24 protein-coding genes and 1 riboswitch are annotated in these 25,780 nt (G+C 45.6%); of the genes, 20 read left to right on the plus strand and 4 right to left on the minus strand.

Features of this window, described 5'->3' with window-relative positions:
- Positions 1–144 precede the first annotated feature (144 nt).
- Positions 145–417: a hypothetical protein gene (locus tag ACFSUO_RS13540; protein WP_382394972.1), complete on the minus strand. Its 273-nt coding sequence runs from the start codon at positions 415–417 to the stop codon at positions 145–147.
- A gap of 320 nt (positions 418–737) precedes the next feature.
- Here ACFSUO_RS13540 and ACFSUO_RS13545 point away from each other — a divergent pair, with 320 nt between their 5' ends.
- The 4 genes from ACFSUO_RS13545 to ACFSUO_RS13560 are packed head-to-tail and all read left to right on the plus strand — an operon-like array spanning position 738 to position 4,618.
- Entirely contained in the window at positions 738–941 is a 204-nt protein-coding gene (locus ACFSUO_RS13545; RefSeq protein WP_382394974.1) for a hypothetical protein, read from the plus strand.
- 53 nt (positions 942–994) lie between these two features.
- Positions 995–2,458: a spore germination protein gene (locus ACFSUO_RS13550; protein ID WP_382394976.1), complete on the plus strand. Its 1,464-nt coding sequence runs from the start codon at positions 995–997 to the stop codon at positions 2,456–2,458.
- An 11-nt stretch (positions 2,459–2,469) separates the two neighbouring features.
- Entirely contained in the window at positions 2,470–3,558 is a 1,089-nt protein-coding gene (locus ACFSUO_RS13555) for a GerAB/ArcD/ProY family transporter (RefSeq protein ID WP_382394978.1), read from the plus strand.
- On the plus strand, positions 3,548–4,618 hold the full coding sequence (locus ACFSUO_RS13560; protein WP_382394980.1) for a Ger(x)C family spore germination protein: 1,071 nt from the start codon (positions 3,548–3,550) through the stop codon (positions 4,616–4,618). The genes ACFSUO_RS13555 and ACFSUO_RS13560 overlap by 11 nt, the downstream gene beginning before the upstream one ends.
- Before the next feature lie 68 nt (positions 4,619–4,686).
- On the opposite strand, the gene ACFSUO_RS13565 is transcribed toward ACFSUO_RS13560, so the two are convergent.
- Entirely contained in the window at positions 4,687–5,340 is a 654-nt protein-coding gene (locus ACFSUO_RS13565; protein WP_382394982.1) for a DNA-3-methyladenine glycosylase family protein, read from the minus strand.
- A gap of 180 nt (positions 5,341–5,520) precedes the next feature.
- Between ACFSUO_RS13565 and ACFSUO_RS13570 the strand changes: the two genes are divergently transcribed.
- The 3 genes from ACFSUO_RS13570 to ACFSUO_RS13580 all read left to right on the plus strand — a co-directional run bounded on the left by ACFSUO_RS13570 (position 5,521) and on the right by ACFSUO_RS13580 (position 8,211).
- Positions 5,521–6,729, plus strand: coding sequence for an NAD(P)/FAD-dependent oxidoreductase (locus tag ACFSUO_RS13570; protein WP_382394984.1), 1,209 nt, complete (start codon positions 5,521–5,523; stop codon positions 6,727–6,729).
- Positions 6,730–7,068: 339 nt separating this feature from the next.
- Positions 7,069–7,320, plus strand: coding sequence for a hypothetical protein (locus ACFSUO_RS13575; protein ID WP_382394986.1), 252 nt, complete (start codon positions 7,069–7,071; stop codon positions 7,318–7,320).
- A gap of 66 nt (positions 7,321–7,386) precedes the next feature.
- Positions 7,387–8,211, plus strand: coding sequence for a VanW family protein (locus tag ACFSUO_RS13580; RefSeq protein ID WP_382394988.1), 825 nt, complete (start codon positions 7,387–7,389; stop codon positions 8,209–8,211).
- Here ACFSUO_RS13580 and ACFSUO_RS13585 read toward each other — a convergent pair.
- Positions 8,184–8,555: a thiol-disulfide oxidoreductase DCC family protein gene (locus ACFSUO_RS13585; protein WP_382394990.1), complete on the minus strand. Its 372-nt coding sequence runs from the start codon at positions 8,553–8,555 to the stop codon at positions 8,184–8,186. The genes ACFSUO_RS13580 and ACFSUO_RS13585 overlap by 28 nt on opposite strands.
- 71 nt (positions 8,556–8,626) lie before the next feature.
- Between ACFSUO_RS13585 and ACFSUO_RS13590 the strand changes: the two genes are divergently transcribed.
- The 5 genes from ACFSUO_RS13590 to aceA all read left to right on the plus strand — a co-directional run bounded on the left by ACFSUO_RS13590 (position 8,627) and on the right by aceA (position 16,885).
- On the plus strand, positions 8,627–9,730 hold the full coding sequence (locus ACFSUO_RS13590; RefSeq protein ID WP_382394992.1) for a tetratricopeptide repeat protein: 1,104 nt from the start codon (positions 8,627–8,629) through the stop codon (positions 9,728–9,730).
- A 184-nt stretch (positions 9,731–9,914) separates the two neighbouring features.
- Positions 9,915–10,922, plus strand: coding sequence for an ABC transporter substrate-binding protein (locus ACFSUO_RS13595; RefSeq protein ID WP_382394994.1), 1,008 nt, complete (start codon positions 9,915–9,917; stop codon positions 10,920–10,922).
- A gap of 4 nt (positions 10,923–10,926) precedes the next feature.
- Positions 10,927–12,951 carry an iron ABC transporter permease gene (locus ACFSUO_RS13600; protein WP_382394996.1) on the plus strand — a complete coding sequence of 675 codons (2,025 nt, stop codon included), beginning with the start codon at positions 10,927–10,929 and terminating at the stop codon, positions 12,949–12,951.
- Between the two features lie 1,089 nt (positions 12,952–14,040).
- Positions 14,041–15,603: a malate synthase A gene (gene aceB / locus ACFSUO_RS13605; RefSeq protein ID WP_382394998.1), complete on the plus strand. Its 1,563-nt coding sequence runs from the start codon at positions 14,041–14,043 to the stop codon at positions 15,601–15,603.
- 1 nt (position 15,604) lies between these two features.
- Positions 15,605–16,885 carry an isocitrate lyase gene (aceA, locus tag ACFSUO_RS13610; protein ID WP_382395000.1) on the plus strand — a complete coding sequence of 427 codons (1,281 nt, stop codon included), beginning with the start codon at positions 15,605–15,607 and terminating at the stop codon, positions 16,883–16,885.
- Positions 16,886–17,009: 124 nt separating this feature from the next.
- On the opposite strand, the gene ACFSUO_RS13615 is transcribed toward aceA, so the two are convergent.
- The gene (locus ACFSUO_RS13615) at positions 17,010–17,546 is read right to left on the minus strand and encodes a YceI family protein (RefSeq protein WP_382395002.1); all 537 of its coding nucleotides are present in this window, start codon (positions 17,544–17,546) and stop codon (positions 17,010–17,012) included.
- A gap of 171 nt (positions 17,547–17,717) precedes the next feature.
- Here ACFSUO_RS13615 and ACFSUO_RS13620 point away from each other — a divergent pair, with 171 nt between their 5' ends.
- The 8 genes from ACFSUO_RS13620 to ACFSUO_RS13655 all read left to right on the plus strand — a co-directional run bounded on the left by ACFSUO_RS13620 (position 17,718) and on the right by ACFSUO_RS13655 (position 25,217).
- On the plus strand, positions 17,718–18,179 hold the full coding sequence (locus ACFSUO_RS13620; RefSeq protein ID WP_382395004.1) for a DUF6884 domain-containing protein: 462 nt from the start codon (positions 17,718–17,720) through the stop codon (positions 18,177–18,179).
- A 13-nt stretch (positions 18,180–18,192) separates the two neighbouring features.
- Positions 18,193–18,516: a hypothetical protein gene (locus ACFSUO_RS13625; protein ID WP_382395006.1), complete on the plus strand. Its 324-nt coding sequence runs from the start codon at positions 18,193–18,195 to the stop codon at positions 18,514–18,516.
- 135 nt (positions 18,517–18,651) lie between these two features.
- Positions 18,652–18,924, plus strand: a complete 273-nt coding sequence (locus tag ACFSUO_RS13630; protein ID WP_382395008.1) for a phage holin — start codon at positions 18,652–18,654, stop codon at positions 18,922–18,924.
- A gap of 168 nt (positions 18,925–19,092) precedes the next feature.
- Positions 19,093–20,889 carry a M3 family oligoendopeptidase gene (locus tag ACFSUO_RS13635; protein ID WP_382395010.1) on the plus strand — a complete coding sequence of 599 codons (1,797 nt, stop codon included), beginning with the start codon at positions 19,093–19,095 and terminating at the stop codon, positions 20,887–20,889.
- A 270-nt stretch (positions 20,890–21,159) separates the two neighbouring features.
- Positions 21,160–21,263, plus strand: a riboswitch (TPP riboswitch).
- Between the two features lie 117 nt (positions 21,264–21,380).
- On the plus strand, positions 21,381–21,953 hold the full coding sequence (gene thiT, locus ACFSUO_RS13640) for an energy-coupled thiamine transporter ThiT (RefSeq protein WP_382395012.1): 573 nt from the start codon (positions 21,381–21,383) through the stop codon (positions 21,951–21,953).
- Positions 21,954–22,063: 110 nt separating this feature from the next.
- On the plus strand, positions 22,064–22,195 hold the full coding sequence (locus tag ACFSUO_RS13645) for a hypothetical protein (protein ID WP_382395014.1): 132 nt from the start codon (positions 22,064–22,066) through the stop codon (positions 22,193–22,195).
- Between the two features lie 133 nt (positions 22,196–22,328).
- On the plus strand, positions 22,329–23,750 hold the full coding sequence (locus ACFSUO_RS13650; protein ID WP_382395016.1) for a hypothetical protein: 1,422 nt from the start codon (positions 22,329–22,331) through the stop codon (positions 23,748–23,750).
- Between the two features lie 87 nt (positions 23,751–23,837).
- Entirely contained in the window at positions 23,838–25,217 is a 1,380-nt protein-coding gene (locus ACFSUO_RS13655) for a Glu/Leu/Phe/Val family dehydrogenase (protein WP_382395018.1), read from the plus strand.
- Positions 25,218–25,780 lie beyond the last annotated feature (563 nt).

Genomic DNA, 25,780 nt, shown 5'->3' on the forward strand with positions numbered 1-25,780 from the left:
AATTATACGTGGTTTCACGATGGCTTTCTATTTATTTAGCTGTTGCATTTCATTTTACAATGAACCTAAACTTATTAATATACTTGCGAATCAATGAAAAAAGGGAGCCCGTGGAGGACTCCCTTTTTAAATGCAACTTTAGCATTACTGATTGTTTTGTTGACTTTGTGCTTGTGTAGCTTGCTGCTGAGCTTGCTGCAGCTGCTGTTGTGCTTGCTGAACCTGAGGGTCTTGCTGTGCTTGGGCACCAGCTTGAGTCTGTGCATTTTGCAGTTGCTGCTGTGCCTGTTGTACTTGCTGCTGAGCTTGCTGCAACTGTTGTGGATCTGCGCTTGCCTGAGCCTGTTGAACAGCCTGCTGAGCCTGTTGTGCTTGTTGTACAGCTTGTTGCAGCTGCTGTTGGTTTTGTTGTGCCATAATAGATAACCTCCAGTTAAAAATTTTGTGTGTAAGAGCTCCTTCACGCTCCTTTCCTAGTTGTTACGCATGTCTGTGAAAATATGTATACTTTTTGATACTTTTTTCCATATATTAAAGATCGATCTTTCTAAGAAGGGAAAATGACTGTTAAGAGGTGGCAGGAATCAACCGGTCGGAGGTAAGAATCGACCGGCAAGCGCAGTTATCAACCGGTTGAAGGCAAGAATCAACCGATCGGGGACAAGAATCAACCGGTCGGAGGCGAGAATCAACCGGAAGCGGCAGGAATCGACCGGAGAGCAGCAAGAATCAACCGGTTGAAGGCGAGAATCGACCGATCGGGGGCGAGAATCAACCGGTCGGAGGTAAGAATCAACCGGGAGCAGCAAGGAATCAACCGGAGAGCAGCAAGAATCAACCGGAGAGCAATAGATATCAACCGGTTGCAGGCAAAAATCAACACGTCCGCAGCAGACATCAACCCGAATGCAAACTTCCCCTCATGCATAATAAAACGGTAATCCTTTCATACTAAAAATCATGAATATATCTTTCTTCCTGAGAGGTTGTCCGCATGAATAGGAATATGGAACAAAAGAAGATTAAGCGGGATTTTGAAAAACTAATAACAGAATTAAAAAAGAAGGACGGATTCATTCATCAGCAGGTCAAGCATAATGACAGTACGATGCATGTCGGCTACTTAAAAACATCCGTCGATCCGGAAAAGCTGCAAAAGTTTATCCTGCCGCGTGTGCAGGATTATGTGTACAATGATTTGGCTCAGCTGGAGAATCATATGCCAATAGCCAAAACAGAGCTCCTGGATGATGCAAGCAAGGTGCAGGAAAAGCTTGTAGAGGGCTATTTATTCATACATATGGAGGGTTCGATTCCTGCCTATTTGCTGATTCCTGTCCCTTTGGATCAGAAACGGCAAGTGAGCACACCTGAAGTGGAATTCAGCGTTGTGGGGCCTAAGGAAGCATTTGTGGAAGACATTGACACGAATTTAAACCTTATCCGCAAACGTCTGGCTATCCCCGAATTGCATATCGAAAAACTTCAGGTTGGCACTGTGACAAAAACGGCAGTTGCTGTCGTCTCCATTAAAGGGATAGCTGATGAAGAGAACGTCAACACAGCTGTTCAGCGAATTAAGGATGTTGATCTGGACCAGGTTGTAGATAGTTCATTTGTGCAGCAGTCCATCGCTGATAACAAAAATTCACCGTTTCCACAATTGCTGGATACGGAACGGCCGGACAGAATTGCGTCCATCCTTGTGGAAGGGAAAGTGGCTATAATCGTCGATGGGTCCCCACATGTGCTGCTGGGGCCGACGACATTGATTGAGTTCTTCTCGGCATTTGAGGACTATTTTTTAAATTGGATGGTGGCTTCGGCATTCCGGCTGATCCGACTTATTGCGGTATTTTTCTCGATCTTGGTGACACCGTTGTATGTCGCCGTTTTGACCCACCACTTTGAAGTAATACCGAACACCATGCTGGGGACGCTGGTCAATTCCAGGTCACAAGTGCCATTTCCTCCCATTATGGAGGCAATCATCCTTGAACTGGCGATTGAACTTCTTCGTGAGGCAGGAGCCAGACTGCCGACAAAGGTTGGCCAGACAATCGGTATTGTGGGTGGTATCGTAATTGGAACGGCATCGGTAGAAGCAGGGCTGACAAGTAATGTTCTATTGATCGTTGTGGGAATAGCGGCACTGGGGTCATTTACAACACCAGTATATAAAATGAGCAACACGATCCGTCTCATTCGGTTTCCGCTATTGCTGATTGCTCATGTTTACGGTCTGCTCGGATTGACGATTTTTATTGCTTATATCATGGTGCATTTATTACGGCTCACCTCGCTGGGCCGGCCATTCATGGAACCAATCTTTCCATTCCGGATTAAAGATTTCAAGGATGCACTAATCCGTTTGCCATTTGACAAGCAGAATAAACGGCCGTATCAAGTCCGGCCAAGTAAGGTAATGCGCCCCACAGCAAAAGACAAAGACAGGTAGAGGGATGCACAATGATAACGTTAAAAGATAAAGTTTCCGCTTTTTTTGTGTTTTTCTTGATTACGACATCACAGATTGGTGTCGGGGTTCTCGGATTCCAAAGTATCATCAATAAATATGCAGGCCATGACGCATGGATATCCCTCATTGTTGCGGCAATTGCGTTTAGTGGCGTCATCTGGATCATGTACAGAATGCTCCGTCACCATGATGAGGGGGACATTATCGCTATCCACCAGTTCACTTTTGGCAAGTGGCTGGGCGGTTTTTTTACGGTGCTGTTTGCATTGTATTTAGTATTAATGGCGACAGTGGTACTGCGTACATATGTGGAGGTGATTCAAGTATGGATGTTTCCGCATATTGACGTGTGGGCACTGTTATTGCTAATCATACCACTTGTCTATTATACGATAGCAGTTGAATTCCGGACGGTTGTAGGGGTCTGTTTTCTTGGTGTGGTCTATCCTTCATTTTTGGTGCTAACGTTATTTTTCCCGATAAAATATGCGGAACCGGCAAATATAATGCCAGTTATGGACCATTCAGTTGTAGAGATTATGCAATCGTCGTCATTGGCATCTTTAAGTTTTATGGGTATATCGGCACTGCTTGTGTTTTACCCGTTTATCCGGGATGCTGTGAAATCACAAAAATTTGCCCATCTCGCAAACGGATCCACGATGCTAGTCTATTTGGCAATCTGCCTCGTGTCTTACCTGTACTATAATCAGATGGAACTAGAGAATATCATCTGGGCAACGCTCGAGCTCTGGAAGGTTATCGAGTTACCTTTCATGGCACGCTTCGAATACTTTGGCATTGCAACACTGTTTTTTTCAATTCTGCCAAACGTTGCACTGTTTACGTGGGCATCGGCGCGGTCGTTAGACAGGGTGTTCGGCGCCGGGCATAAAAAAATGGCAGTCATGCTGCTTGTTTTGCTATTTCTTGCATGTGTTGTGATGACGGACAGGCTGGGTGTTAATGTATTGAATGATGTGGCTGGGAAAATTGGGCTCATTTTATTATTTGTGTATGTACCGCTCTTGTTCTTTCTAAACTTCATTCGCAGGAAGGTGAAGCAGAATGGGTCGTAACTACGTCATTTTTATCCTCTTTGTCATTATCAGTATGGCAGCAAATATCGACATGCCAAAAAAAGTGATTGATCAGATTCAGACCGTTACGATAGCGGGACATGACCTTGCGGAGGATGACAAAGTCCGGACAACTGTCGTTGCGCCTTTCTTTGCGAAAGAGGGCGAACTGCAGGACTTGTATTACACCAATACAGCCTCCACGATTTATAAAAATAAAATTAAACTGAATGCTCAGGCATCTGAACAGTTGCTTAATGCCAAAATGGAAGTGATTTTATACAGTAAAGAACTAGCTGAAAAAGGGATGGAAGACTATATTCGTTATCTTTTACGGGATCCGTCAATTGGGGCTAATTTACATTTGGCTGTTACCGAAGGGTCGAGCAAGGATATTCTGAAATCGTTTGAAACTGGAAAGGGAACCGGTATGTATTTAGAGGATTTACTGGAACATAATGTACAGCACGGTCACTTACCGTTAGCCGATCTGAAGGAATTCAGTTCCCATTTGGAAAGCAAGAGTCGCGATCCGTTTCTGCCGATGCTTGGCCTCAAGGATGGTAAGCCGTATCTGAAAGCATTGGCTTTATTTGATGAGGATAAGCTGGTTGACACGATACCGATTCAGGAAACCGGTGTGTTTAAAATGCTATATGAAAGAGTTTCAGATGGACAATATAATGTTTCTTCCTCAGACTTTGAAGTATCCATCCAGAATATTGAATCTTCCAGAAGCATAAAAGCTGTAAAGAAGGATGGTCAAGTGGAAGTAACGATAAACGTACAGATGAAGGGCGTTATCAGGGAATTTTCCAAGGATAAAGCAGTAAGCCGGTTGCCGGCAATTGAAAAAAAGGTGAAAAGTGACTTCCAAAAAAACGCCAGAAAAATGGTGAAGCGCCTTCAAGAGCTTAACATTGACCCGCTTAACATAGAAGGCTATGTGAAAGGCCAGGTCCGGGGTTATAGTAAGAAACAATTTGAAAAAGCCTATCCGGAACTTCCCGTCCATATCAACGTTGACGTTTCACTGACGGAATCCGGAGCCAGACGCTGACGGACATCACCCAAATGGAGCGGCGCATATTAAGGGAATTTCACTATAACAAAGATTCATGCGGGCTGTCACTGAAGGTCATCAATCGACTCATATTTCCTTTCAAAATCAAGATGCTCAATCTCCCATAAATAAAAGGAGGCGATGGTCAGATGTGGGCTCCAGACGGTCTTTCTATCCAATAGTATCTTCCGGCGTTCAGATTTATCGACTTCGTACAGCCATTTTGCGCCGCGCTGGATGCCAATATCGTCAACGGCGAGCACGTTCATTCTGCCGAGTGAAAAAACAAGAAACATCTCTGCAGTCCATTTGCCTATTCCTTTGATGCTTGTCAGCTGCTTCACAACGGTATCATTGTCAAGTTCATGCAAGGCATCCAGTACGATTTCACTGCGGAGAATTTTTTCAGCCAGGTCACGCAAATAAATTACTTTTCTTCCGGACAGGCCGATTGTTCTCAGTTGTTCATCTGAAACAACTGAAATAGCCTCTGCCGTGATATGATTTTCGAGCATTGTTTCCAGACGCTTAAAAATGGCACTCGCTGCTGCTACCGAAATTTGTTGTCCAATAATCGAGCGCACCAATGATTTAAACAAGTCGGGCCGCATTGCAACCTCTATATCTCCAACAGCATGGATTAGTTTGTTCATTTGCGGGTCAGCTTTCCCCAGTTCTATAACGGATGGGTCATTTTGTTTTATCATTAATTTTTCCATAAACACACCTCAACACCACCATAAAAGTTTCCAGACAACCTGGATAAATGATGAAAACACGTGGAAATTTGTTAGCCTAAAACGTAATTCTTTGGTATGATATACATGATATCAATCAAATGCATTTTATACAATCTGCATGCAAGCGCTATTTATCATTATAAGAGAGGTGGATATTGTATGAGTAAACCGAAGATAGTCGTTCTTGGCGCTGGTTATGCCGGAATGATGACAACCAAGCGGCTAATGCAAAAGTTACGCCCCGAAGAAGCAGAGTTAGTGCTTGTTAATAAGCATAACTATCATTATCAGACAACATGGCTTCATCAGGTGGCAGCAGGCACTGTTAATCAGAACCAGGCACGCATGATGATCAGTGATGTCATTAATCCAAATCGTGTCAACTTGATTTATGATGAAGTTGTTGATGTGAAAAAGGATGAAAACCGTGTCCTTCTGAAAAACAGTGAAATTACATACGATTACCTGGTGATTTCGCTAGGATTTGAAACAAACACATTTGGTATCAAAGGCATGGAGAAAAATGCGTTCTCCATTACGGATATCGAATCAAGCCGTATGATTCGCGAACACATCGAGTATCAGTTCGCTAAATATAGCACGGATAAGAATCCGAAAGACGAAGATTTGGCCATTCTTGTCGGAGGCGGCGGTTTCACTGGTATTGAATTTGTCGGTGAGCTTGCTGAGAAAGTGCCGGAACTCTGTAAGAAATATGATATTGACCGGAACAAAGTGCGCATCATCAACGTAGAGGCAGCACCGCGCGTCTTGCCTGGTTTCGATGACGAACTTGTTTCTTATGCGAAGCGTTCACTTGAAGAGCGCGGCGTTGAGTTCATGGAAGGTGCCAAGATCAACGAGTGCAAGAAAAACAGTTTTGTTATCGGTGATGACAATGAAGAGATTAAGGCAGGCACGATTGTCTGGACTGGCGGTGTGACAGGAAACTCTATTCTTTCCAAAGCCGGATTCGAAATCACCAAAGGCAAAGTAACCGTCAACGGAGACATGCGCGCACCGGGCGAAGAGAACATCTTCATCCTTGGTGACTGTGCATGGGTCATGAATGAAGCGGAAGGCAAGCCATTCCCGCCAACAGCACAGGCAGCTATGCAGCATGCGGACACTTGCGCCAACAACTTGCAGGCACTGTTGCATCGGGAGCCAATGAATAAGTTTGTTTTCGATGACAAAGGTACTGTTGCTTCTCTTGGTGAAACAGATGCAATGGGAACGGTATTCAATGACAATAAACTGTACGGTAAGCCAGCTGTTTCGATGAAAAAGGTCATTGACAACCGTTATCTGTTCCTGCTTGGCGGACCGAAACTTATTCTGAAAAAAGGCAAACTGCGCATGCTTTAATTAATTGAGGAGGGTCATGTTTATGAAAAACGGTACATTGTATGTGTTCCTGCTTGTACTTGCGGGCATTGTCGGATATACTGCAGCGACACGCACCCTTGAGGACACACGAGACTTCCGTTAAAGATTAAAATGGAAAGCAACCCTTAGGCTAAGCTTCCTGTGGGTCTAACAGTGAGATAGGCTGAGGGAAGCCGCATTAGCCGCTGGGGGCTGAAGCTAGACAAGACAAACCATCCTGTCCGCGTGGCAGGGTGGTTTTTTCACTGTAAAATGTGATGCTTATCACTGTTTATATAGGGTAAACCAGTTATAGTGGGTTTATAGGGAGGGGTTTCTATGACGATTGAACTTATTATTTTGCTGACGGTTCTATTTATTGCGGCACTTGGTGGTACGTTTTATGCGTTTAAACAAGAAGAGAATAAAATAAAGAAGTATGAAGAGGAAGGGGATACGGTGGAAGATCAGCTGCGGCGTTCGCATGAGTACGAGTCATCGTCTTTGAAATCAAACGTGCCGTTGCAGCTGGTGATTTATGGTGTCACCATAACCATTTCACTCATTGTTTTTGCGTTTTATGTTTTTTAAGGTACAACAGAATAGCATTCATACTTTTGTGGCTATGCCGGATACTAAAAGACAGGAGGTGGTTACATGCTGACCGTTTTCTTGTCTTTTTTATTGGCATCGGCCCCGTTATCGGTTATGGATGATGGAGAAACCGTTGACAAGCTGATGAAAGAAGATTTTGAGCTTTCTTATGTGGACAGGCTGCTTATCGACGATGTCAAGCTTAAGCTCCAGATGGATGTTTTGAATGAAAAAATCTATCAGGAGCCGGTGAATGCCAAGTTGGATGATGACGGCGACATCATAAGTGAAAAGCCAGGGACTGCACTGGACAGGGTGAAATTCCGGAAGCTGTTCCGGGATTATTTTTACGATGGAAGCCCTACGCAACTGACGCTCCCCGAACAGAGGGTTTACCCGCGTGTCGACAGTGAGCTGCTTGCTCAGATAAGCGAGAAGACAATCGGCAGTTATCAGACAAGCTTCAGCCCGAATAACGAAGAACGAACGCGGAATATCGAATTGGCGGCCGAAGCAATCGATAATCATGTTGTGTTTCCGGGTGAGTCGTTTTCATTTAATGAAACAGTGGGCGAGCGAACGAAAGAAAAAGGCTATCAGCGCGCCCCGGTTATTATCGAAGGTGAATTGGCCGAAGATATCGGTGGCGGGATCTGTCAGGTTTCCTCCACATTGTACAATGCCGTTGACATAGATGGAATGGAAATTGTGGAGCGGTACTCGCACAGCCGAAGTGTTCCTTATGTTCCGTCCGGACGGGATGCGACTGTCAGCTGGCATGGGCCTGATTTTGTCTTTAAAAACACATACAAAAGGCCGATTTTAATTCGTGCTTGGGCAGAGAACGGAATGATGACGATTCAGATTTTGTCATCTGAACCGTCATAAGTGATGCCGCATGTACCTTGATCACATTGCCGGACGGGGATAAGTTTCCTGTTTCTGGCAATTTTTTTATATAAATAATCCCCGAGTCCAATCCATTTCACACCATATAAAAACGGTACAAGCACCCATAAGGCCGGCAGCTTCTTTGTTACAGAAATGATGGCCTGAAATCCTTGAAACCACTGGCCCCTGTCATACACATGCAGGGTTTCCGCCATCGCTTCCGGATAATTGTCCAAATCGCGGAACGAGGAAAATTTCAGATGGTGGAACCAGTCCGCTTTCTTCCAAAACAGTGACGATTTTGTGCACAATTTGCAGTAACTGTCAAAATAAATGATCATCTCTATCACCTTTCGCTTTTATTTTACCATGTATTTTGGTTAAACTTTAAGTGGGAAGGAAGGTGTTAGGCATGGACATTCTAAACCTTGATGAGCATTTCAAACATAATATGGAAACAACATACCGAAACCGGCTTGAAGAGCTGTTGGAAGAGTTTAAACGTGGCCATTACCCCAATGTACTATCGAAATCAGCCGAACTGCGTGCAGAGCCGGATCTTGATAAGGAACTTGCCGAGAAACTGCGGATGGTGGATGCGATATGCCATTCGGAAATAGGCGAAGTAAAATCCGCGACAGCCATCATCTCGGAATTATTTAATGAATCGGGAATCGATCAGATGCTGCTGGGTGAGCTGGCTTTCATGTGTGATTTCAAACTTGCCCGCCGGATTTTAAGTACTGCGGTCAAACAAATGGAGGAAGATGGACAAACTGACCGTCTCAAGCTTGCTCGCGGCTATTTGGTGTTGGCGGAAGCAGAAGAAAATCTGGATAAATATGTCAGGGCCATTAAATATTTCAAAAGAGGACTAAGCTATTTCCAGGAAGATGATAGTAAAGATCAGTATATGATTCTATACCTTCATTTCAAAATCGGCATGATGTACTCGATGAAAAATGATACAGAGGAATCGCTTGCTTATCACAGCAAGGTTATTGACATGGCCGGGGAAGGAAATACCGGGCTGAAGATCAGCAGTCTGGTGACCATTGCCAAAACATACGGAAGCAAAGATGAAAATGAAAAAGCATACCCGTATTTAGAAGAAGCGCTTAATCTTGTGCAAGGATCTGACCAAGAGCAAACATTGACCCACGCTGAGGCGTTGACAGAGATGGCGTTCTACCACTTTAACAAATCGGCATACACTCAAGCGGTGCCGTATTATAAAGAAGCTGTGGCCATTTATGAGAAATTGCCGCAGACATCCCCTCGTAAATTGGGTATGATTTATATGCAATACGCCTACTGCCTGGAGCATATGGATGAAAACGATAACCGTCAGGCAGGGAACATTTATGAAAAAGCAGTTGACCGAATGGAAAAGGCAAATGACCGCGAACTTCTGGAAAATGCCATTGGTGATGTGATTGCCTTCTTCGACCGCACCGGCAACGACAAGAAAAAACGACAATATGAGAACAGGTTTGTAAAAATGGTGAATGCGTGACGGTTTTTCTTGACGGCTATCGTCTTTCAACGTAATATGATAGTTGAAAATGAGAATCTTTATCAATTACATAGCTGTCTGAAGTGGGTGAGATTTATTGATATTGCTGATGCGAGCAGCAAAGTCGTACACCTGCTGAAGAAGCAATTGAATGGATTACAAACGAGACGGAGGGGCGAGAGCAATGAAAAAATTAGCGATACTAGTTCTTTTGATGATGCTAGCTTTTCTTGCTGCATGCGGCGGAAATGACAGCAGTCAGGATAAGGATGAGGGCAACTCGGATGATGCGGGCAATAATGACCAGCGTACCGTGACGATTGAAGATGCAAGGGGGGAACAGACGATTGAAGGGACACCGGAAAATATTGTTGCCCTGGAATGGTCGTATGCAGAAAACCTGCTTGCCCTTGGCGTTCAGCCTGCCGGCGTAGCTGATTTGGATGGTTTCCACCAATGGGTAAACATTGATAAAGAGTTCGATGAAAGCGTGGCGGATGTCGGTACACGGCAAGAACCAAACCTGGAAGCAATCAAACGCCAGGATCCCGATTTAATCATTGCGGTTAAATTCCGTCATGAACAATATTTGGACCAGCTGAAGGAGATTGCACCGGTTGTTATGTTTGCTCCTTATGGTGATGAGGCGATTCAGGATCACTACCAAAACATGATCGGCGAAATGAAAAAACTGGCTAAAATAGTGGATAAGAAAGATGAAGCAGAACAGGCGATCGAGAATTTGAATGCCTATATTGATGAGCAGAAGCAGCGTGTAGCTGATGCTGGACTGGAAGGGGAAACTTTCCTTGCCACACAAGCATTCTCAGGACAGAATACACCGACAATCCGCATGTTTACCGATAATTCCATGGTAGGCAAAGTGATGAAAAAACTTGGCTTTGACAATGCGTACTCAACAGAAGAGCCAGAAGTTTACGGGTATTCAGAGGTGACGATTGAGGCGCTGCAGAACTTCCAAGATCAAGAAGACTTGCAATTCCTGTATATTGTTCAGGAGGATGACAATATTTTTGAAACGGACTATAAAGGTAACCCAGCCTGGGAGAATTTGAGTTTTGTCGAGAATGGCAATACACACCGGATGCCTGGTGACACATGGACATTTGGTGGTGTGCTTTCCAATAAAGTACTGGCAAAACAGCTGGTAGATGCTATGGTAAAAGAGTGATTGGATGAATAGCCGACTTCGCAATATCATCACTGCGGTTCTCACCTTTGGGGGTGGAACCGCGCTTTTATGCATCCTTGCATTTATACATATTAATCAGGGCAGCGTTTCCATCTCCGTTGGTACGATCATTGATGCGATTGTCGCTCCTGAAGATAATTTGGAACATCATACTGTCCGTATGCTTCGTCTTCCAAGAGCGGTTATGGGAATTATCGCCGGCGGTGCGCTGGCTGTATCCGGTGCGGTGCTGCAAACTGTGACGAAAAACCCGCTTTCCTCGGCTAGTACGCTCGGTATTCATTCCGGGACCTATTTTGCCGTGGTGCTGAGCACGGTTTTCTTTCCGGCGGTACTGGTCGGGAATGGAATCATTGCCGCTTTTATGGGTGGGATTCTGACATTTTTAATCGTGTTTGTGTTGTCGGGCAGCAGTAAAGCATCTCCAGTCCGGATGGTTCTTGCCGGTATGATTGTGACATTTCTGTTTTCCTCTCTGACAAGTGTGCTGCAGATTTTCTATGAGAATGAAACAGCCGGACTATTTTTGTGGGGGTCGGGCACGCTTGTCCAAAATGACTGGGATGGTGTCAAATTTTCCCTTCCCATTGTAGCGGTAGCGTTTGTCATTATTCTAGCCATGGTGTTCAAGATGGATACACTAAGCCTTGGTGATGATATGGCCACTGCACTCGGGCAAAATGTAAAAATCGTAAAATTCATCTCAATAATAGCTGCAGTGCTGCTCACGTCCGTTACGGTCAGTGTCGCCGGTCCGATTGGTTTTATCGGGCTTGTTGCGCCACATATCATTAAGCTGATTGGCTACCGGAAACATTTGCCGCTTCTGATTGCATCGTTCATCTGGGGCGGGAATGTGCTGCTTCTGGCTGACGTGCTGGCACGAGTGATTGACCCGTCTTTTTCCGAACTGCCCGTTGGTGCCATCACGGCGCTTATCGGTGCACCATGGCTGATTTATCTAGTGCTGCGCATGAAGCGGTCCAAGTACGGGGATGAAAACACCTCTGTCATTGCTGGGAATGCTTCTGTAAAGCTGCCAATGAAAGCCGTTATTCCGGTTCTCGTAGCCTTGATTGTGCTGACGATGGTTGTCAGTCTGGCATCTGGAAATTACGGGTTTGAACCTGTCATGCTGTGGAATGCATTGTTCGGGGAAACAGATGACTTTATGCTTGGCCTGGTCGTTGATTTGCGTTTACCACGGGCGCTTGTCGCATTGGTTAGTGGCATGGTGCTTGCTGTCAGCGGGTTGGTTTTTCAGGGCGTGTTGCGTAATCCGCTAGCTGACCCTTCCGTTATCGGTATCACGTCCGGTGCGGGAGTTGGTGCTCTGCTGACCATGTACGTATTTAGCGTATCGGCGGCTTGGATTCCAGTTGGTGCGATGGCCGGATCGATTGTATTTTTCATCGCTGTGATGGTACTGGCTGTTCGAGCACAGTTTCAGCCGACCATTCTCGCCTTGCTTGGTATCGGTGTTTCGGCCTTTGGGTCCGCCATCATCCAGATTCTTGTTGTTCAGGCCGATATGGGTGTTGCCTCCGCCTTAACCTGGCTGTCAGGGACAACATATGCCAGAGGGTGGCCGGAGCTGATTCAATTCCTGTTTGCACCTGTACTCATTTTATTTCCGATTCTCATGATGCGGATTCATGTGCTTGATACACTGTCACTCGGTGATGATACGGCAAAAGGACTTGGGTTAAAGGTGATGTCTGCTCGATTTCAGCTGGCACTTATAGCAACACTGCTCGCCGCATTCAGTGTAGCGGCAGTCGGTTCCATCGGGTTTATCGGACTGATCGCACCACACTTATCACGCCTATTAGTCGGGCCTGCCAATCAGCGGCTGCTGCCCGTAACGATGCTCGTAGGCGGCGCGTTCCTAGTGGTTGCCGATGCATTAAGCCGTACATTGCTTGCTCCAAGTGAGATCCCATCTGGCATACTAGTTGCCATCATCGGTGCACCCTATTTCCTCTGGCTGATGCGAAAGCGGGCATAACGTTGATGGAAAAGAGAATAAATAAAAAGGTAGCATACCAATCAAATTTCGATTTGGTATGCTATTTTTTTATTGTATTATTTTCTGGGTAGCTGTTGAAACGCTTGAACAAAGCTGATGAGCAACCGAACAAGGTCGATTTTTTTGAGGACGGTCACTCATAAAGCCGATGAGCGCCCGAACAACGTCGATTGCATCGAGGACGGTCACTCATAAAGCTGATGAGCGCCCGAACAACGTCGATTGCATCGAGGACGGTCACTCATAAAGCTGATGAGCGCCCGAACAAGGTCGATTGAATCGAGGACGGTCACTCATAAAGCCGATGAGTGCCCGAACAACGTCGATTGAATCGGGAACGGTCACTCATAAAGCTGATGAGTGCCCGAACAACGTCGATTGCATCGAGGACGGTCACTCATAAAGCTGATGAGCGCCCGAACAAGGTCAATTGAATCGAGGACGGTCACTCATAAAGCCGATGAGCGCCCGAACAACGTCAATTGAATCAGGGACGGTCACTCATGAAGCTGATGAGCGCCCGAACAACGTCGACTGCATCGAGGACGGTCACTCATAAAGCCGATGAGCGCCCGAACAACGTCGATTGCATCGAGGACGGTCACTCATAAAGCCGATGAGCGCCCGAACAAGTCGGAGACCCCTTGAAAAAGGTCCTCAGCCCGGCCGATAATAACACGACGTCCCCGAAAAAACCCACTTTTTTTCTCACGAAGATGTATTGCTGCCGAAGCTTTCCTTGTCCTGTGCGTCGAAACTCCCCACTGATGGAAGGTTCACTATTGTTGACTAAGTCCGGTTGTGCCTGGTCCTAATAGGCATTCAATAATTTAATTTGAAATTTTTCAAAAAAGGGGTTGCATTTTTTAAAATCATCACATAAACTGTTATACAACAACAAGATAAATAAAAAACTGTTATACATAAGAAGGGAGGGTGTTTCATGAACAGACCGACTTGCCCGGAATGTGGCAATGCGATTGATGAAAGAAGCATGGTGCTGGAATGCGAATACTGCTTGTCCAAAAAAGAAGAATAATTGTTCAACAATGAGGGGGAGGGAAATTCATGCTAACAAAAAGTGAAGCGTTAAAAGTGGAAGGTGGAGCGGATCCGTTTCCTGACGTTTTAACGGAAGGAGCCAGGAAATTTATCATCCATCTTCACCAGAAGTTTGATGAGCGCAGAAAACAGTTACTCGAACAGCGCAAACAGTTTCAGGAAGAATTAAACATTGGGAAAAAACTCGATTTTCTTTCTGAAACGAAGGATGTTCGTGAAAAGGATTGGATGATTTCCCCATTGCCAGAAGATTTACAGGATCGGCGGGTGGAAATTACGGGTCCTGTCGACCGCAAAATGGTGATAAATGCACTCAACTCCGGGGCGAAAACCTTTATGGCTGACTTTGAAGATGCTACTTCACCTTCATGGGAAAACGTGATGAACGGACAGATTAATTTAAAAAATGCCATTCGGAGACAAATTGACTTTCAGGCGGAAAACGGAAAGGAATATATACTGTCTGGCGATCCTGCTGTATTAATGGTTCGGCCGCGAGGGTGGCATCTGGATGAGAAACACGTATCCATCACAGGCGAACCGGTTTCCGCAAGTTTCATTGATTTTGGATTATATTTCTATCACAATGCAAAAGATCTAATCGAGCGCGGAACGGGACCATACTTCTATCTACCGAAACTGGAAAACCATCTGGAAGCCAGACTTTGGAACGATGTATTCATTTTTGCCCAGGAGGAGCTGGGAATACCGCAAGGAACCGTTAAAGCAACTGTACTAATCGAAACGATAACAGCGGCATTTGAAATGGATGAGATATTGTATGAACTACGTGAGCACTCTGCAGGGCTTAATTGTGGCCGGTGGGACTATATCTTTAGTTTTATTAAGCAATATCAGCGAGATCCAAACGTTATTTTTCCCGACAGAGCCGAAGTTACGATGACGGTTCCATTCATGCGGGCATACACGCAATTAGCTATTCAGACCTGTCATAAGCGGAATGCCCCGGCAATCGGCGGGATGGCGGCACAAATTCCGGTGAAAGGGGATGAAAAAGCAAATGCATCTGCATTTTCCAAAGTGCGTGCTGACAAGGAACGGGAAGTGAGCGACGGGCATGACGGAACATGGGTGGCACATCCAGGAATGGTACAGCTTGTGACGGATATTTTTAATGAAAATATGAAAACGGCCAACCAGATTGACAGAAAACGTGAAGATGTCAGCGTGTCCCGGGAAGATTTGCTGGAAGTCCCAGCCGGCAACATGACGGAACAAGGATTGCGGACAAATATAACCGTGGGCGTTCAATATATTGCCGCATGGCTTGCTGGACAGGGAGCTGTTCCGATCAATCATCTGATGGAAGATGCGGCAACTGCGGAAATTTCACGGGCACAGATTTGGCAATGGATACGCCATCCCTATGGAGTTCTTGAAGATGGGCGGAATATAACAAAAGAATTGGTGAAGGACATTTTGCAGGAAGAACTGGAGAAGAAATACCCGAGTGCATCCAGCCTGTTTCAGACACTTGTCGAACAGGATGAATTTGCGGAGTTTTTAACACTGCCTGCTTATGACCGAATGATTGAAGGGGGACAATAATATGTTTAATGACCGTGTACGGGAGATGCAAAAGGACTGGGATAATAATCCTCGTTGGATGAACGTGGAACGGCCCTATTCAGCTGAAGAGGTGGACCGCCTGAAAGGTTCCATTGATATCGACCATACATTGGCTAGAAAAGGTTCAGAAAAACTGTGGAATCTTATCAATGGCCCGGAATATGTGAATGCACTTGGCGCACTAACTGGCAACCAGGCCGTGCAACAAGTGAAGGCCGGGCTGAAGGCTATATATTTAAGCGGCTGGCAGGTTGCTGCGGATGCAAACATGGCTGGCCAAATGTATCCGGATCAAAGTCTGTATCCGGTAAACAGTGTCCCAAATGTGGTGCAGCGGATTAATCAGGCACTCCAGCGGGCTGACCAGATTCATCATGCGGAAGGGGATGACTCCATCGACTGGTTCGCACCGATTGTTGCCGATGCGGAAGCAGGGTTTGGTGGCCAATTAAATGTCTTTGAACTGATGAAAGCGATGATTGAAGCCGGAGCATCGGCCGTCCATTTCGAAGATCAGCTTTCATCGGAAAAAAAGTGTGGCCACTTAGGCGGGAAAGTGCTGCTGCCAACACAAACGGCGGTGCGGAATCTGATTGCTGCCAGGCTTGCCTCCGATGTGATGGGGACATCGACCGTTATTATTGCCAGAACAGATGCCAATGCGGCTGATATGATAACGAGTGATGTCGATCCGTATGATACAGAATTTATTACTGGGGAACGGACTTCTGAAGGGTTTTTCAAAACGAGACCTGGCTTGGATCAGGCTATCGCACGAGGTTTGGCCTATGCTCCTTATGCAGATATGGTTTGGTGTGAAACATCAGAGCCAAATCTGGAGGAAGCACAAAGATTTGCTGATGCCATTCACGAAAAATATCCCGATCAATTGCTTGCATATAATTGCTCACCTTCCTTTAATTGGCGTGGGAAATTGTCAGAACATGAAATTGCAGAATTTCAAAGCGAGCTGAGTGAAATGGGGTACAAATTCCAGTTTGTTACGCTTGCAGGGTTTCATGCACTGAATCACAGTATGTTTGATCTTGCCAAAAAATATAAGAATGATGGCATGGCAGCCTATTCGGAATTGCAGCAGGCCGAGTTTTCCAGTGAAAAGGATGGGTACAGTGCAACACGGCACCAGCGTGAAGTTGGTACGGGATATTTTGATGAAGTAGCACAGGTTATATCTGGAGACACATCCTCTACTGTAGCATTAGCGGGCTCAACTGAAGCGGAACAATTTTCCAACAGTTGATATAGTAAACAAAAGCGCAACAAGCACTTGTGTCCCCGGGAAGCTCAGTAGATTTTACCTTAAAAGACCGGTTCGTTTTCGGAATATAGCATCCCGAAAATGAACCGGTCTTTCTCTAAGTCTATTATTCTGCTTTATGCGCTTCGATTTCGAAGGTGATTTTGACCTCGTCGGCAATCAGCACGCCGCCTGTTTCCAGTGCTGCGTTCCAGGTGAGACCGAAGTCTTTGCGGTTAATTTTTGTTTCTCCGCTGAATCCGGCCACCATATTCCCGCTCATCGGGTCTTTGCTCTGCCCTTCAAACGTTGTATCCAATGTTACGGGGTTCGTCGTGCCACTGATGGTAAGGTCACCTGTCACATCGTAGCTGCTGTCTGATTTCTTTTGGATATCTGTTGCTTTAAATGTAATTTTTGGATGACTTTCGACGTCAAGGAAGTCGGCAGAACGCAAATGATCATCACGATCATTGTTGCGTGTGTCAATGCTCGCTGCATCGATGTTTACTTCAATCGTTGCATCTGCCAAGTTGTCCGGATCTGCTTCGACAACAGCATCAAAATCATTGAAGGTTCCCTTCGCTTTAGAAATCATCATATGTTTGACGGTGAAGCCTATTTCGCTGTGTACGGTATCTACATTCCAAGTTGTTTTTGCCATGTATATCCCTCCATAAGTTACTTTATGTAACTGAGTATAGATTAATAAATTAATGGTGTCAAGTAATTACGGCCAATTATTTTGAATTACGACTATTTCACCTGTGTGGTAGTTTCGCGATACGCCGCGGCATGCTATACTAGAAAGACTGATAGAAAAGAGGCGTTAAGAATGAGAGAGTTGAGTATTATTCCGTGTGGCAGGAAAAAAATCTGGGATAACTATCCAGGACACGGTCCAGCTCCTGCCAAGGATGCCTACGTTGGCACTTTGCATAAACGCTGTCAGCAATACGCGGAAACATTCACTGACGGGTGGGTTGTTCTATCGGCTAAGCATGGGTTCCTTTTTCCAGATGATGTGGTGGACGGGCAATATGATGTAACTTTTGGCCAAAAAAAGGCCGAAATCATAACCGCTGACAGGCTGCAGCAGCAGGTAAGGGAGAAAGGGCTTGACCAATATGACCGACTGATCATTCTCACCGGAAAAAAATATCGGCCCGTCATAAACAGCTGCTTTCATGACAGCTTGCCGCGAGTGTATCCGCTCCAAGACTGCGGTGGAATCGGGTATATGCTGCAGGCACTGAAGCAGTCGGTAGAAACTGGCACCCCCATTCATGTAAGTTAGGAGATATTCCAATATGAATAGAGCAGTTATAATAGCAATCATATTAGCGGGCTACATCGTATATGTAGCTTTTAAACATAAAGAAACATGGAGGAAGTTAGCGCCTATTCAGCTTGTTGGCGTTCTTCTTAGCTTCATCGGTGTTACCGGAACCGGTGCGGCAATTCTTTTTTATGGTGTGCGATACCTTATTTCATTTACCGGAAATGAGATAATACGATTTGTAATTCAGTTTTTTTCTGCAGTTGTCGTTATTATGGTAGGCGTGCTTCTTTTTACGGCAATTGTACGCAACATAACAAATGGTATCTTGCCGATCGAACGAAAGCGCAACTAATTATCCCCCTTGTATCAGTTGATGCAAGGGGGTTTTTTTACCCCAATAGAGGACGTTGTTAGTATAGCTGCCGTTCCGGAACACCTGCTATTGAACATAATGGGAGGTAAAAGGAATGATATGGGGGACGAACGAATGGATAAAGGGACCATAGTAAGGTCATCTGTGCTTCTTTTGGCACTTGTGAACCAATTTCTTGTCATACTTGGCAAATCACCACTGCCAATTGATGGTGAAACAATGGAGCAGTTAGTTTCATTATTGTTTACGGTCGTCAGCTCTATGTGGGCATGGTTTAAAAATAACTATATCACTGGCAGAGGTATGAAACAAAAAGAGGTTCTTAGAAAAAACGGTTTGTTGGCAGGCGAAAAAGCTCAAAACCAAGAATCGGGTTCGCATTATTGAGCGGGTACAGGTGACGTTCATCGATGTGTAAACCCTTTCTCCCCAGTAGTGACACTTTACGATTCAACTAGGAACCGAACAAAAATACCTCGTGATAATTTTCTTATTATTTGTTATAATTAGACAGGTATATAATGAAGGATTTTAAGTGACAAAAGGAGCGATTGGATGAAAGGGCTAACGTACAATCCAGCATGGGATCTTGACAGTATTTTTCCCGGGGGAAGCAGATCAAAGGAATTTCGTACGTATTTAACAGACGTACAGGAAACTATCCGGCAGCTTGAAGAAAGCGTCAGCCACTTTGAGCCGGGGGATGAGAAGTCCATTGTGCAAAGCCTCCGGGATATTACCGGCAAGCTTGAGGACGCGCAGCGCAAAATGCGGGAGGCTTTCGCGTTTATCAGCTGTCTGCACGCACAGGACATGCATGATAAGGAATCTGGCATGCTAGTGGCAGAACGCAGCGCCCTCAAGGCAGAAATGGACCGGGTGAAAACAGAACTGGAGCAAAAATGGACCCTGATTGATGACGGGAAGTGGGAAAATGTGCTGCAAGATCCGGATTTGCAGGAAATTCGTTTTGTTTTGGATGAACGGAGAAATCGTGCGAAAGAATTGCTATCACCGGAGCAGGAGGCGCTGATCAGCGATTTGGAAGTTGACGGGTATGAAGGCTGGAGCCAGATGTATGACACGGTTGTCGGCAATATGAATGTGGATATAGAAGAAGATGGCGAAATTCATTCCTATTCAGTCGGTCAGGCGGCAAATAAACTAAATGATCCTGACCGTTCGGTGCGCAAGCATGTGTTTGAACAGCTGGATAAGGCGTGGGGGGCGAATGCGGACTTTTTTGGCCAGACATTGAATCACCTCGCTGGGTTTCGCCTGCAAAAATATAAACACCGGGACTGGAAGCATGTGCTGAAGGAGCCATTAGCCATTAACCGGATGAAACAGGAAACACTTGATGCAATGTGGGGTGCAATTAATCGCTATAAAACCCATTTTGTAACGTTTCTGGAGAAAAAAGCGGATATATTAGGGTTGGATCAATTAAGCTTCTATGATGTGAATGCACCCATTTCCCATTCGGTGAAAACATCATCGTATACAGAAGGTGCTAGCTTTATTATTGATCAATTCCGGAAATTCAGCCCGAAAATGGCTGATTTTGCCGAAATGGCGTTTGAAAATCGCTGGATTGAAGCGGAGGATCGTCCTGGTAAGCAACCGGGAGGGTTTTGTACCAGTTTTCCTGACAGTAAAGAAACACGTATTTTCATGACGTATTCCGGGTCGGCCGCCAATATAGCGACATTGGCACACGAGTTGGGGCATGCGTACCATCAGCACGTTATGGATGATTTGCATGGGCTGAACCAGGGATACGCCATGAATGTGGCAGAGACGGCATCAACGTTTGCTGAAATGATTGTTGCTGACGCATCGGTGAAAAGTGCAGAGACAAAAGAAGAAAAAAGCGCATTGCTGGAAGACAAAGTGAAGCGCAGTGTTGCATTTTTCATGAATATCCATGCCAGATTTATTTTTGAACAGCGCTTTTATGAGGAGCGCAAGCAAGGGATGGTGTCTGTGGATCGGCTACAGGAACTGATGGTCGACGCACAGAAAGAAGCGTATTGTGAAACACTTTCTGAGTACGATCCGAATTTCTGGGCGTCCAAACTGCACTTCCACATTACCGGTGTGCCATTCTATAACTTCCCGTATACATTTGGCTATTTGTTCAGCCTGGGGATTTATGCACACGCCCAGGAATCGGACGGGGACTTTGAGGATGACTACATCGCCTTACTTCGTGACACCGGCCGGATGACCGTGGAGGAACTGGCGGCCAAACATCTGAACGTTGACTTGACGAAGCCAGATTTTTGGGAAAATGCGATAAAGCTATGTGTTCAGGATGTAGAGGAATTTCTTTCGCTGACAGAAGCATGATTCCGTGTGGTTCCCGTCCGATGGGATCCGCCCGAAACCTGTCTCAGAAAGTGTTTGTTATTTTGCAAATAATGCGTTATACTGAAAATGTGGCTTCAAAAAGGAGGATAAAAAGGACCAAGAAGTTCAAGGCGGTGCTGCTTTGAGTAGCGGAGTGTATGTAAATGAATACATGAGCGACGGAAAAGCAAGCCAACGAAGAAATTCGAAGTGTCATTTTTACCGGACTTTTTGAACAACCTCTGAAACCAGCAAAAAAAGCATAGGTTAGAAGCCTTCAAGGGGAGCCGGATGGCTGAGAGTGAACAGTTTGCTGTTCAGACCCTTCGAACCTGTTAGTTAGTGCTAGCGTAGGGATGGCGGCTTTTTTGATGGAATAGAGAGCAGTGTGAGCGGAATTTCCCATCAGGAAGCTTCCCCTTGGCATTGCTTTTTTTGTGTTCAAAAAATGATAGGCGGAATGGTTCCGTCTGCAAAGGGGAGGAATGTTGATGCGTTCCAATCGCACGCTGTTTTTAATTGAAGTGGCTGTTTTTACAGCACTGGCATTACTGCTGGACATTATTCCGTTTTTATCTATTAAGCTCTGGGCACAGGGTGGTTCTGTATCACTGGCGATGATCCCTGTCTTCATCGTTGCTTTCCGGTGGGGGCTTAAAGGTGGTTTGCTATCGGGCTTTTTGTGGGGAATTCTGCAGGTTGCCGTTGGTACAGGATATGTACTGCATCCGGTCCAGGGTCTTATCGATTATATGCTGGCCTTTACGGTGATTGGTTTTGCCGGTGTTTTTGCAAAGCAGATACAGGAAGCGGTTCAATCCGGTCATGTGAAAACGTACCTGACTTATATTACACTTGGGGCATTCCTTGGCAGCATGCTTCGGTTTGCAGCCCATTTCGCGGCCGGTGTTGTGTTCTTTGAATCGGCAGTGGAGGGACAATCGGTCTGGTTATATTCATTCCTGTATAATGTATCCTATATTATCCCGTCCTTTATCATCTGCTCGATTGCTGTCTTCCTGCTGTTCCACAAACAGCCGAGGACATTAGTGCAGGCAGCATAACGTTCGGACCGCTCACATCACCATCGTAATGAAGAATATTCTGCAAACATGCGACTCTTTGGTATACAAAGGGTCGTTTTTTTCGATATACTTTTTAAAGGGGTGATTTCATGCGCGAACTGGTTGGCCAGTGCCAGATATGTGGTGAAAATGTCTATTGCGAGAATGGGTTTTTTGACGGCGTTCATGAGGACGGAAAACTGATGTGCAATGATTGCGCCGATGAGAATGGATCGAAATGAGTTGAGACCTCGAATTCTTTCCTGAGCGTTCTTAAGATTCGTAAATAGGTGTGTATTTTTGACAAGGGTTGCACCGCTTCTTTCACCTGTGCATAGGCTATAGCACAGTCGAGAAAGGAAGGAAGTGGTTGATGTGGAACTGACCATATCCCATGCGCTATATGGTATTTTTACACTGATCATCATTTTGACCATGATTTTTCGCAAAGGTGTTGTTCTGCCAACGTTGCTTGGCACGTTTGTCATTGCCTGGGTCTACAAAGGGAGTCTTATCGACGGATTTACCGCCATATTTAACGCAAACCTTGTCGCAGCCAAAGAACTCTTCAATATTTTCCTCATTATCACCTTTATGATGGCGTTGCTGCATTCGCTCAGAGACCTTGGCGCTGATCGGCGAATGATTAAGCCGATTCAGAAGCTGATGATCAACGGGCATGTTTCCTTCTTTGTACTGATTGCTGTAACGTACGTTATTTCTCTATTTTTTTGGCCGACGCCGGCTGTTCCGCTCATTTGTGCACTGCTGGTTCCTGCAGCTATCCGATCCGGCCTTCCTGCTATGACGGCGGCGGTTGCAGTTGCGCTGGCTGGGCAGGGAATGGCACTGTCTTCGGACTACATTGTGCAGGTGGCTCCGAATCTGTCAGCCACATCGGCGGGGATTGATACGGCGCTTGTCGCGGATAGGGCGCTTGTACTTTCGCTAATAGCAGGGATAGCAGCGATTGGGCTGGCCTACTTTCTCTACCGCAAGACGATCCGCTCCAAAGATGACCAAATGAATGAAATTGAAATGAATCAAATGCAAACTGCTAAAGAATCCGAAAATAAGTCAAAAGCAACGCATCTGAAGGCATGGAGCAAACTATTCGCCGTTCTTGTTCCAGTTGCCCTGACCACTGTTGTCGCCTACATGATGTACACGAAGCTTTATTCCGGGCGGATGTCCGGGTTTGAAGGTGGCGATGGCGCGGCATTTGTCGGTGGTGTTGCGGTTATTCTGCTGCTCTTGTCAACAGTGGCGTTTGGCCGCCAGAATGCTTTGGACTATATCACTAATCACATAACAGAAGGTTTCGTGTTTGCCTTTAAGGCAATGGGCCCGGTCATCCCCATTGCAGGTTTCTTTTTCCTTGGCAGCTCTGATTTTTCCGGAAGCATACTCGGAATGGATGAAAACGCACCAGGCCTGCTGTTTGATCTTGTCAAATCGTCGCAGGAATTCCTGCCGCAAAGTGCATTCCTTTCTGCATTCAGCGTGCTGATTATTGGCATCATCACCGGGCTTGATGGTTCTGGATTTTCCGGTTTGCCGCTAACTGGCGCACTTGCGGCATCTCTTCAAAACGGAGCCATTGATACCGGGACGCTTGCGGCAATCGGACAAATGGGCTCCATCTGGACCGGTGGCGGAACGATTGTTGCCTGGTCATCGCTGATTGCAATTGCCGGTTTTTGCGGTGTATCCGTTATGGATCTGGTCCGTAAAAACTTTGTACCGGTCATTTTCGGCTTGCTGTTATCGACAGCATTAGCGTTGTTCTTGTTCTAGCCGGTCACAGCTATCATGTTGAAATTAAAGGAAAAACGGGTATGGAATAGTAGACGTACCACTATTTTAATATGGAGGCTGTTTTTTATGGGAAATAATACAGGAACTATTATTCAGGAATCATTGGATGCGCTCATGGATGATGATGGATTTCTGCCGGAACTAACAGGGAAATCACGAGAAAAGGCCTTTTCCTCACTGGCATCAATTCTGTCAACACCGAACCATATTAATAAATCGTATCTGCGCATCACCCGTGACAACGGGAAAGTGGAGCGGGTCCCGGCATTCCGTGTCCAGCACAATAACATTTTGGGTCCGTATAAGGGTGGCATCCGGTTTCATGAGTCTGTCAAAGAGGAGGAAGTGGAAAATTTGGCAGCCCTGATGACACTGAAAAATGCACTGCACGAAGTCCCGTTTGGCGGCGGAAAAGGCGGTGTAATCATCAACCCAAGGGAATACTCAGTCAAAGAACTGAACTTGGTTTGCAAAAAGTATGTCCAGTACTTCAGTGAAATCATCGGACCTGATAAAGATATACCGGCACCGGATGTTGGAACAGGCAGTAGAGAGATGGATTGGATGATGGGCGAATATAAAAGCATCCAGCCGGGAAAACCGTACAGGGGAAGCTTCACCGGAAAAAGTGTCATGAATGGTGGATCCCTTGGCCGAAGTGCTGCAACCGGGAAAGGCGTGTATTTCTCCCTTCGCTACATGCTGCACGATTTCGTCAAGGAGCAGGAGAAGTGGCTGGCTGAACGCGATAATAAATTTGCCCAAACCGCACTCGATCACGCTGACAAAAAACTATCGATTGCCGTGCAAGGCTTCGGGAATGTTGGGTCTGTCGCAGCTTTAGAGGCATACCAGTGTGATTATTTAAATAATAACATTGTGGCCGTCAGCGACCGGAACGTGACGCTTTATAATTCTGATGGCCTCGATATCCCCGGCCTGGTGAAATTTGTGAAAAAGAATGGCGGGGATCTGCCGGTGGACCAGGAACAACTGGAAGAAGCAGAAGTCAAAGCAGAAATCAGGGACAGAGATGATTTGCTGACAATGGATACCGATGTTCTGATGCTGGCAGCGCTGGAATCACAGGTGACACGGAATAATATGGAGGATATAAAAGCAAAGATCATCGTGGAAGCAGCCAATGCACCCATGACAAGTGAAGCGGATACGTATTTAAGTGACAATGGTGTCATTATCATTCCGGATATTTTGGCCAATGCCGGTGGTGCCATTGTGTCGTATCTGGAGTGGCTGCAGGGAAGAGAAACGCAGTTCCTGAGTGAAAAGGAAGTGTATACCCGGCTGACTGATCAGATGAAAGCAACATTTGATACGATATACCCGCAATTTTACGGGGATCCATTCCCATTGCGGCAAAACTGTTATATTCATGCTGTAATGAAGATTTCCACAATCCTGTTCAGGCAAGGGAAACTGTACTGAACGTCCATCAGAAAAAAGGCATTTATTCATTGAGCATTTCCCTTACTGTGAAAAATATCAAATCACCTATCGCTTAGCAGGATTTTAACAATTAAATGAACTGACAAAAACGCTTGGATAGACCTTATTTATCCAAGCGTTTTTTAATATCAAAATATGTGGTCGTTTAAGCACTGAATCTTTTAATAAATGGATATAGGTGATGAACGCCCGAAAGCAGAGTAAGAAGTTCACTGTGGTCGCTCATCGGCGTGATGAACGCCCGAAAGTGGAGTAAGAAGCTCACTGCGGTCGCTCATCGGCGTGATGAACGCCCGAAAGTGGAGGAATTCTCCCGCAGAGGTCGCTCATTGGCGTGATGAACGCCCGAAAGTGGAGGAATTCTCCCGCTACGGTCGCTCATTGGCGTGATGAACGCCCGAAGTGGAGGATTTCTCCCGTAGCAGTCGCTCATTGTTACATCAATAGTTAATTATTTATTCTTTCATGAAAATACTACATACTCTCCAGCATTTTTAAATAAACATAAAATGTGATCACGCATGTCATCAATGGATTGATTC

It is taken from the genome of Lentibacillus juripiscarius, assembly GCF_042685205.1.
GTDB lineage: Bacteria > Bacillota > Bacilli > Bacillales > Amphibacillaceae > Lentibacillus > Lentibacillus juripiscarius.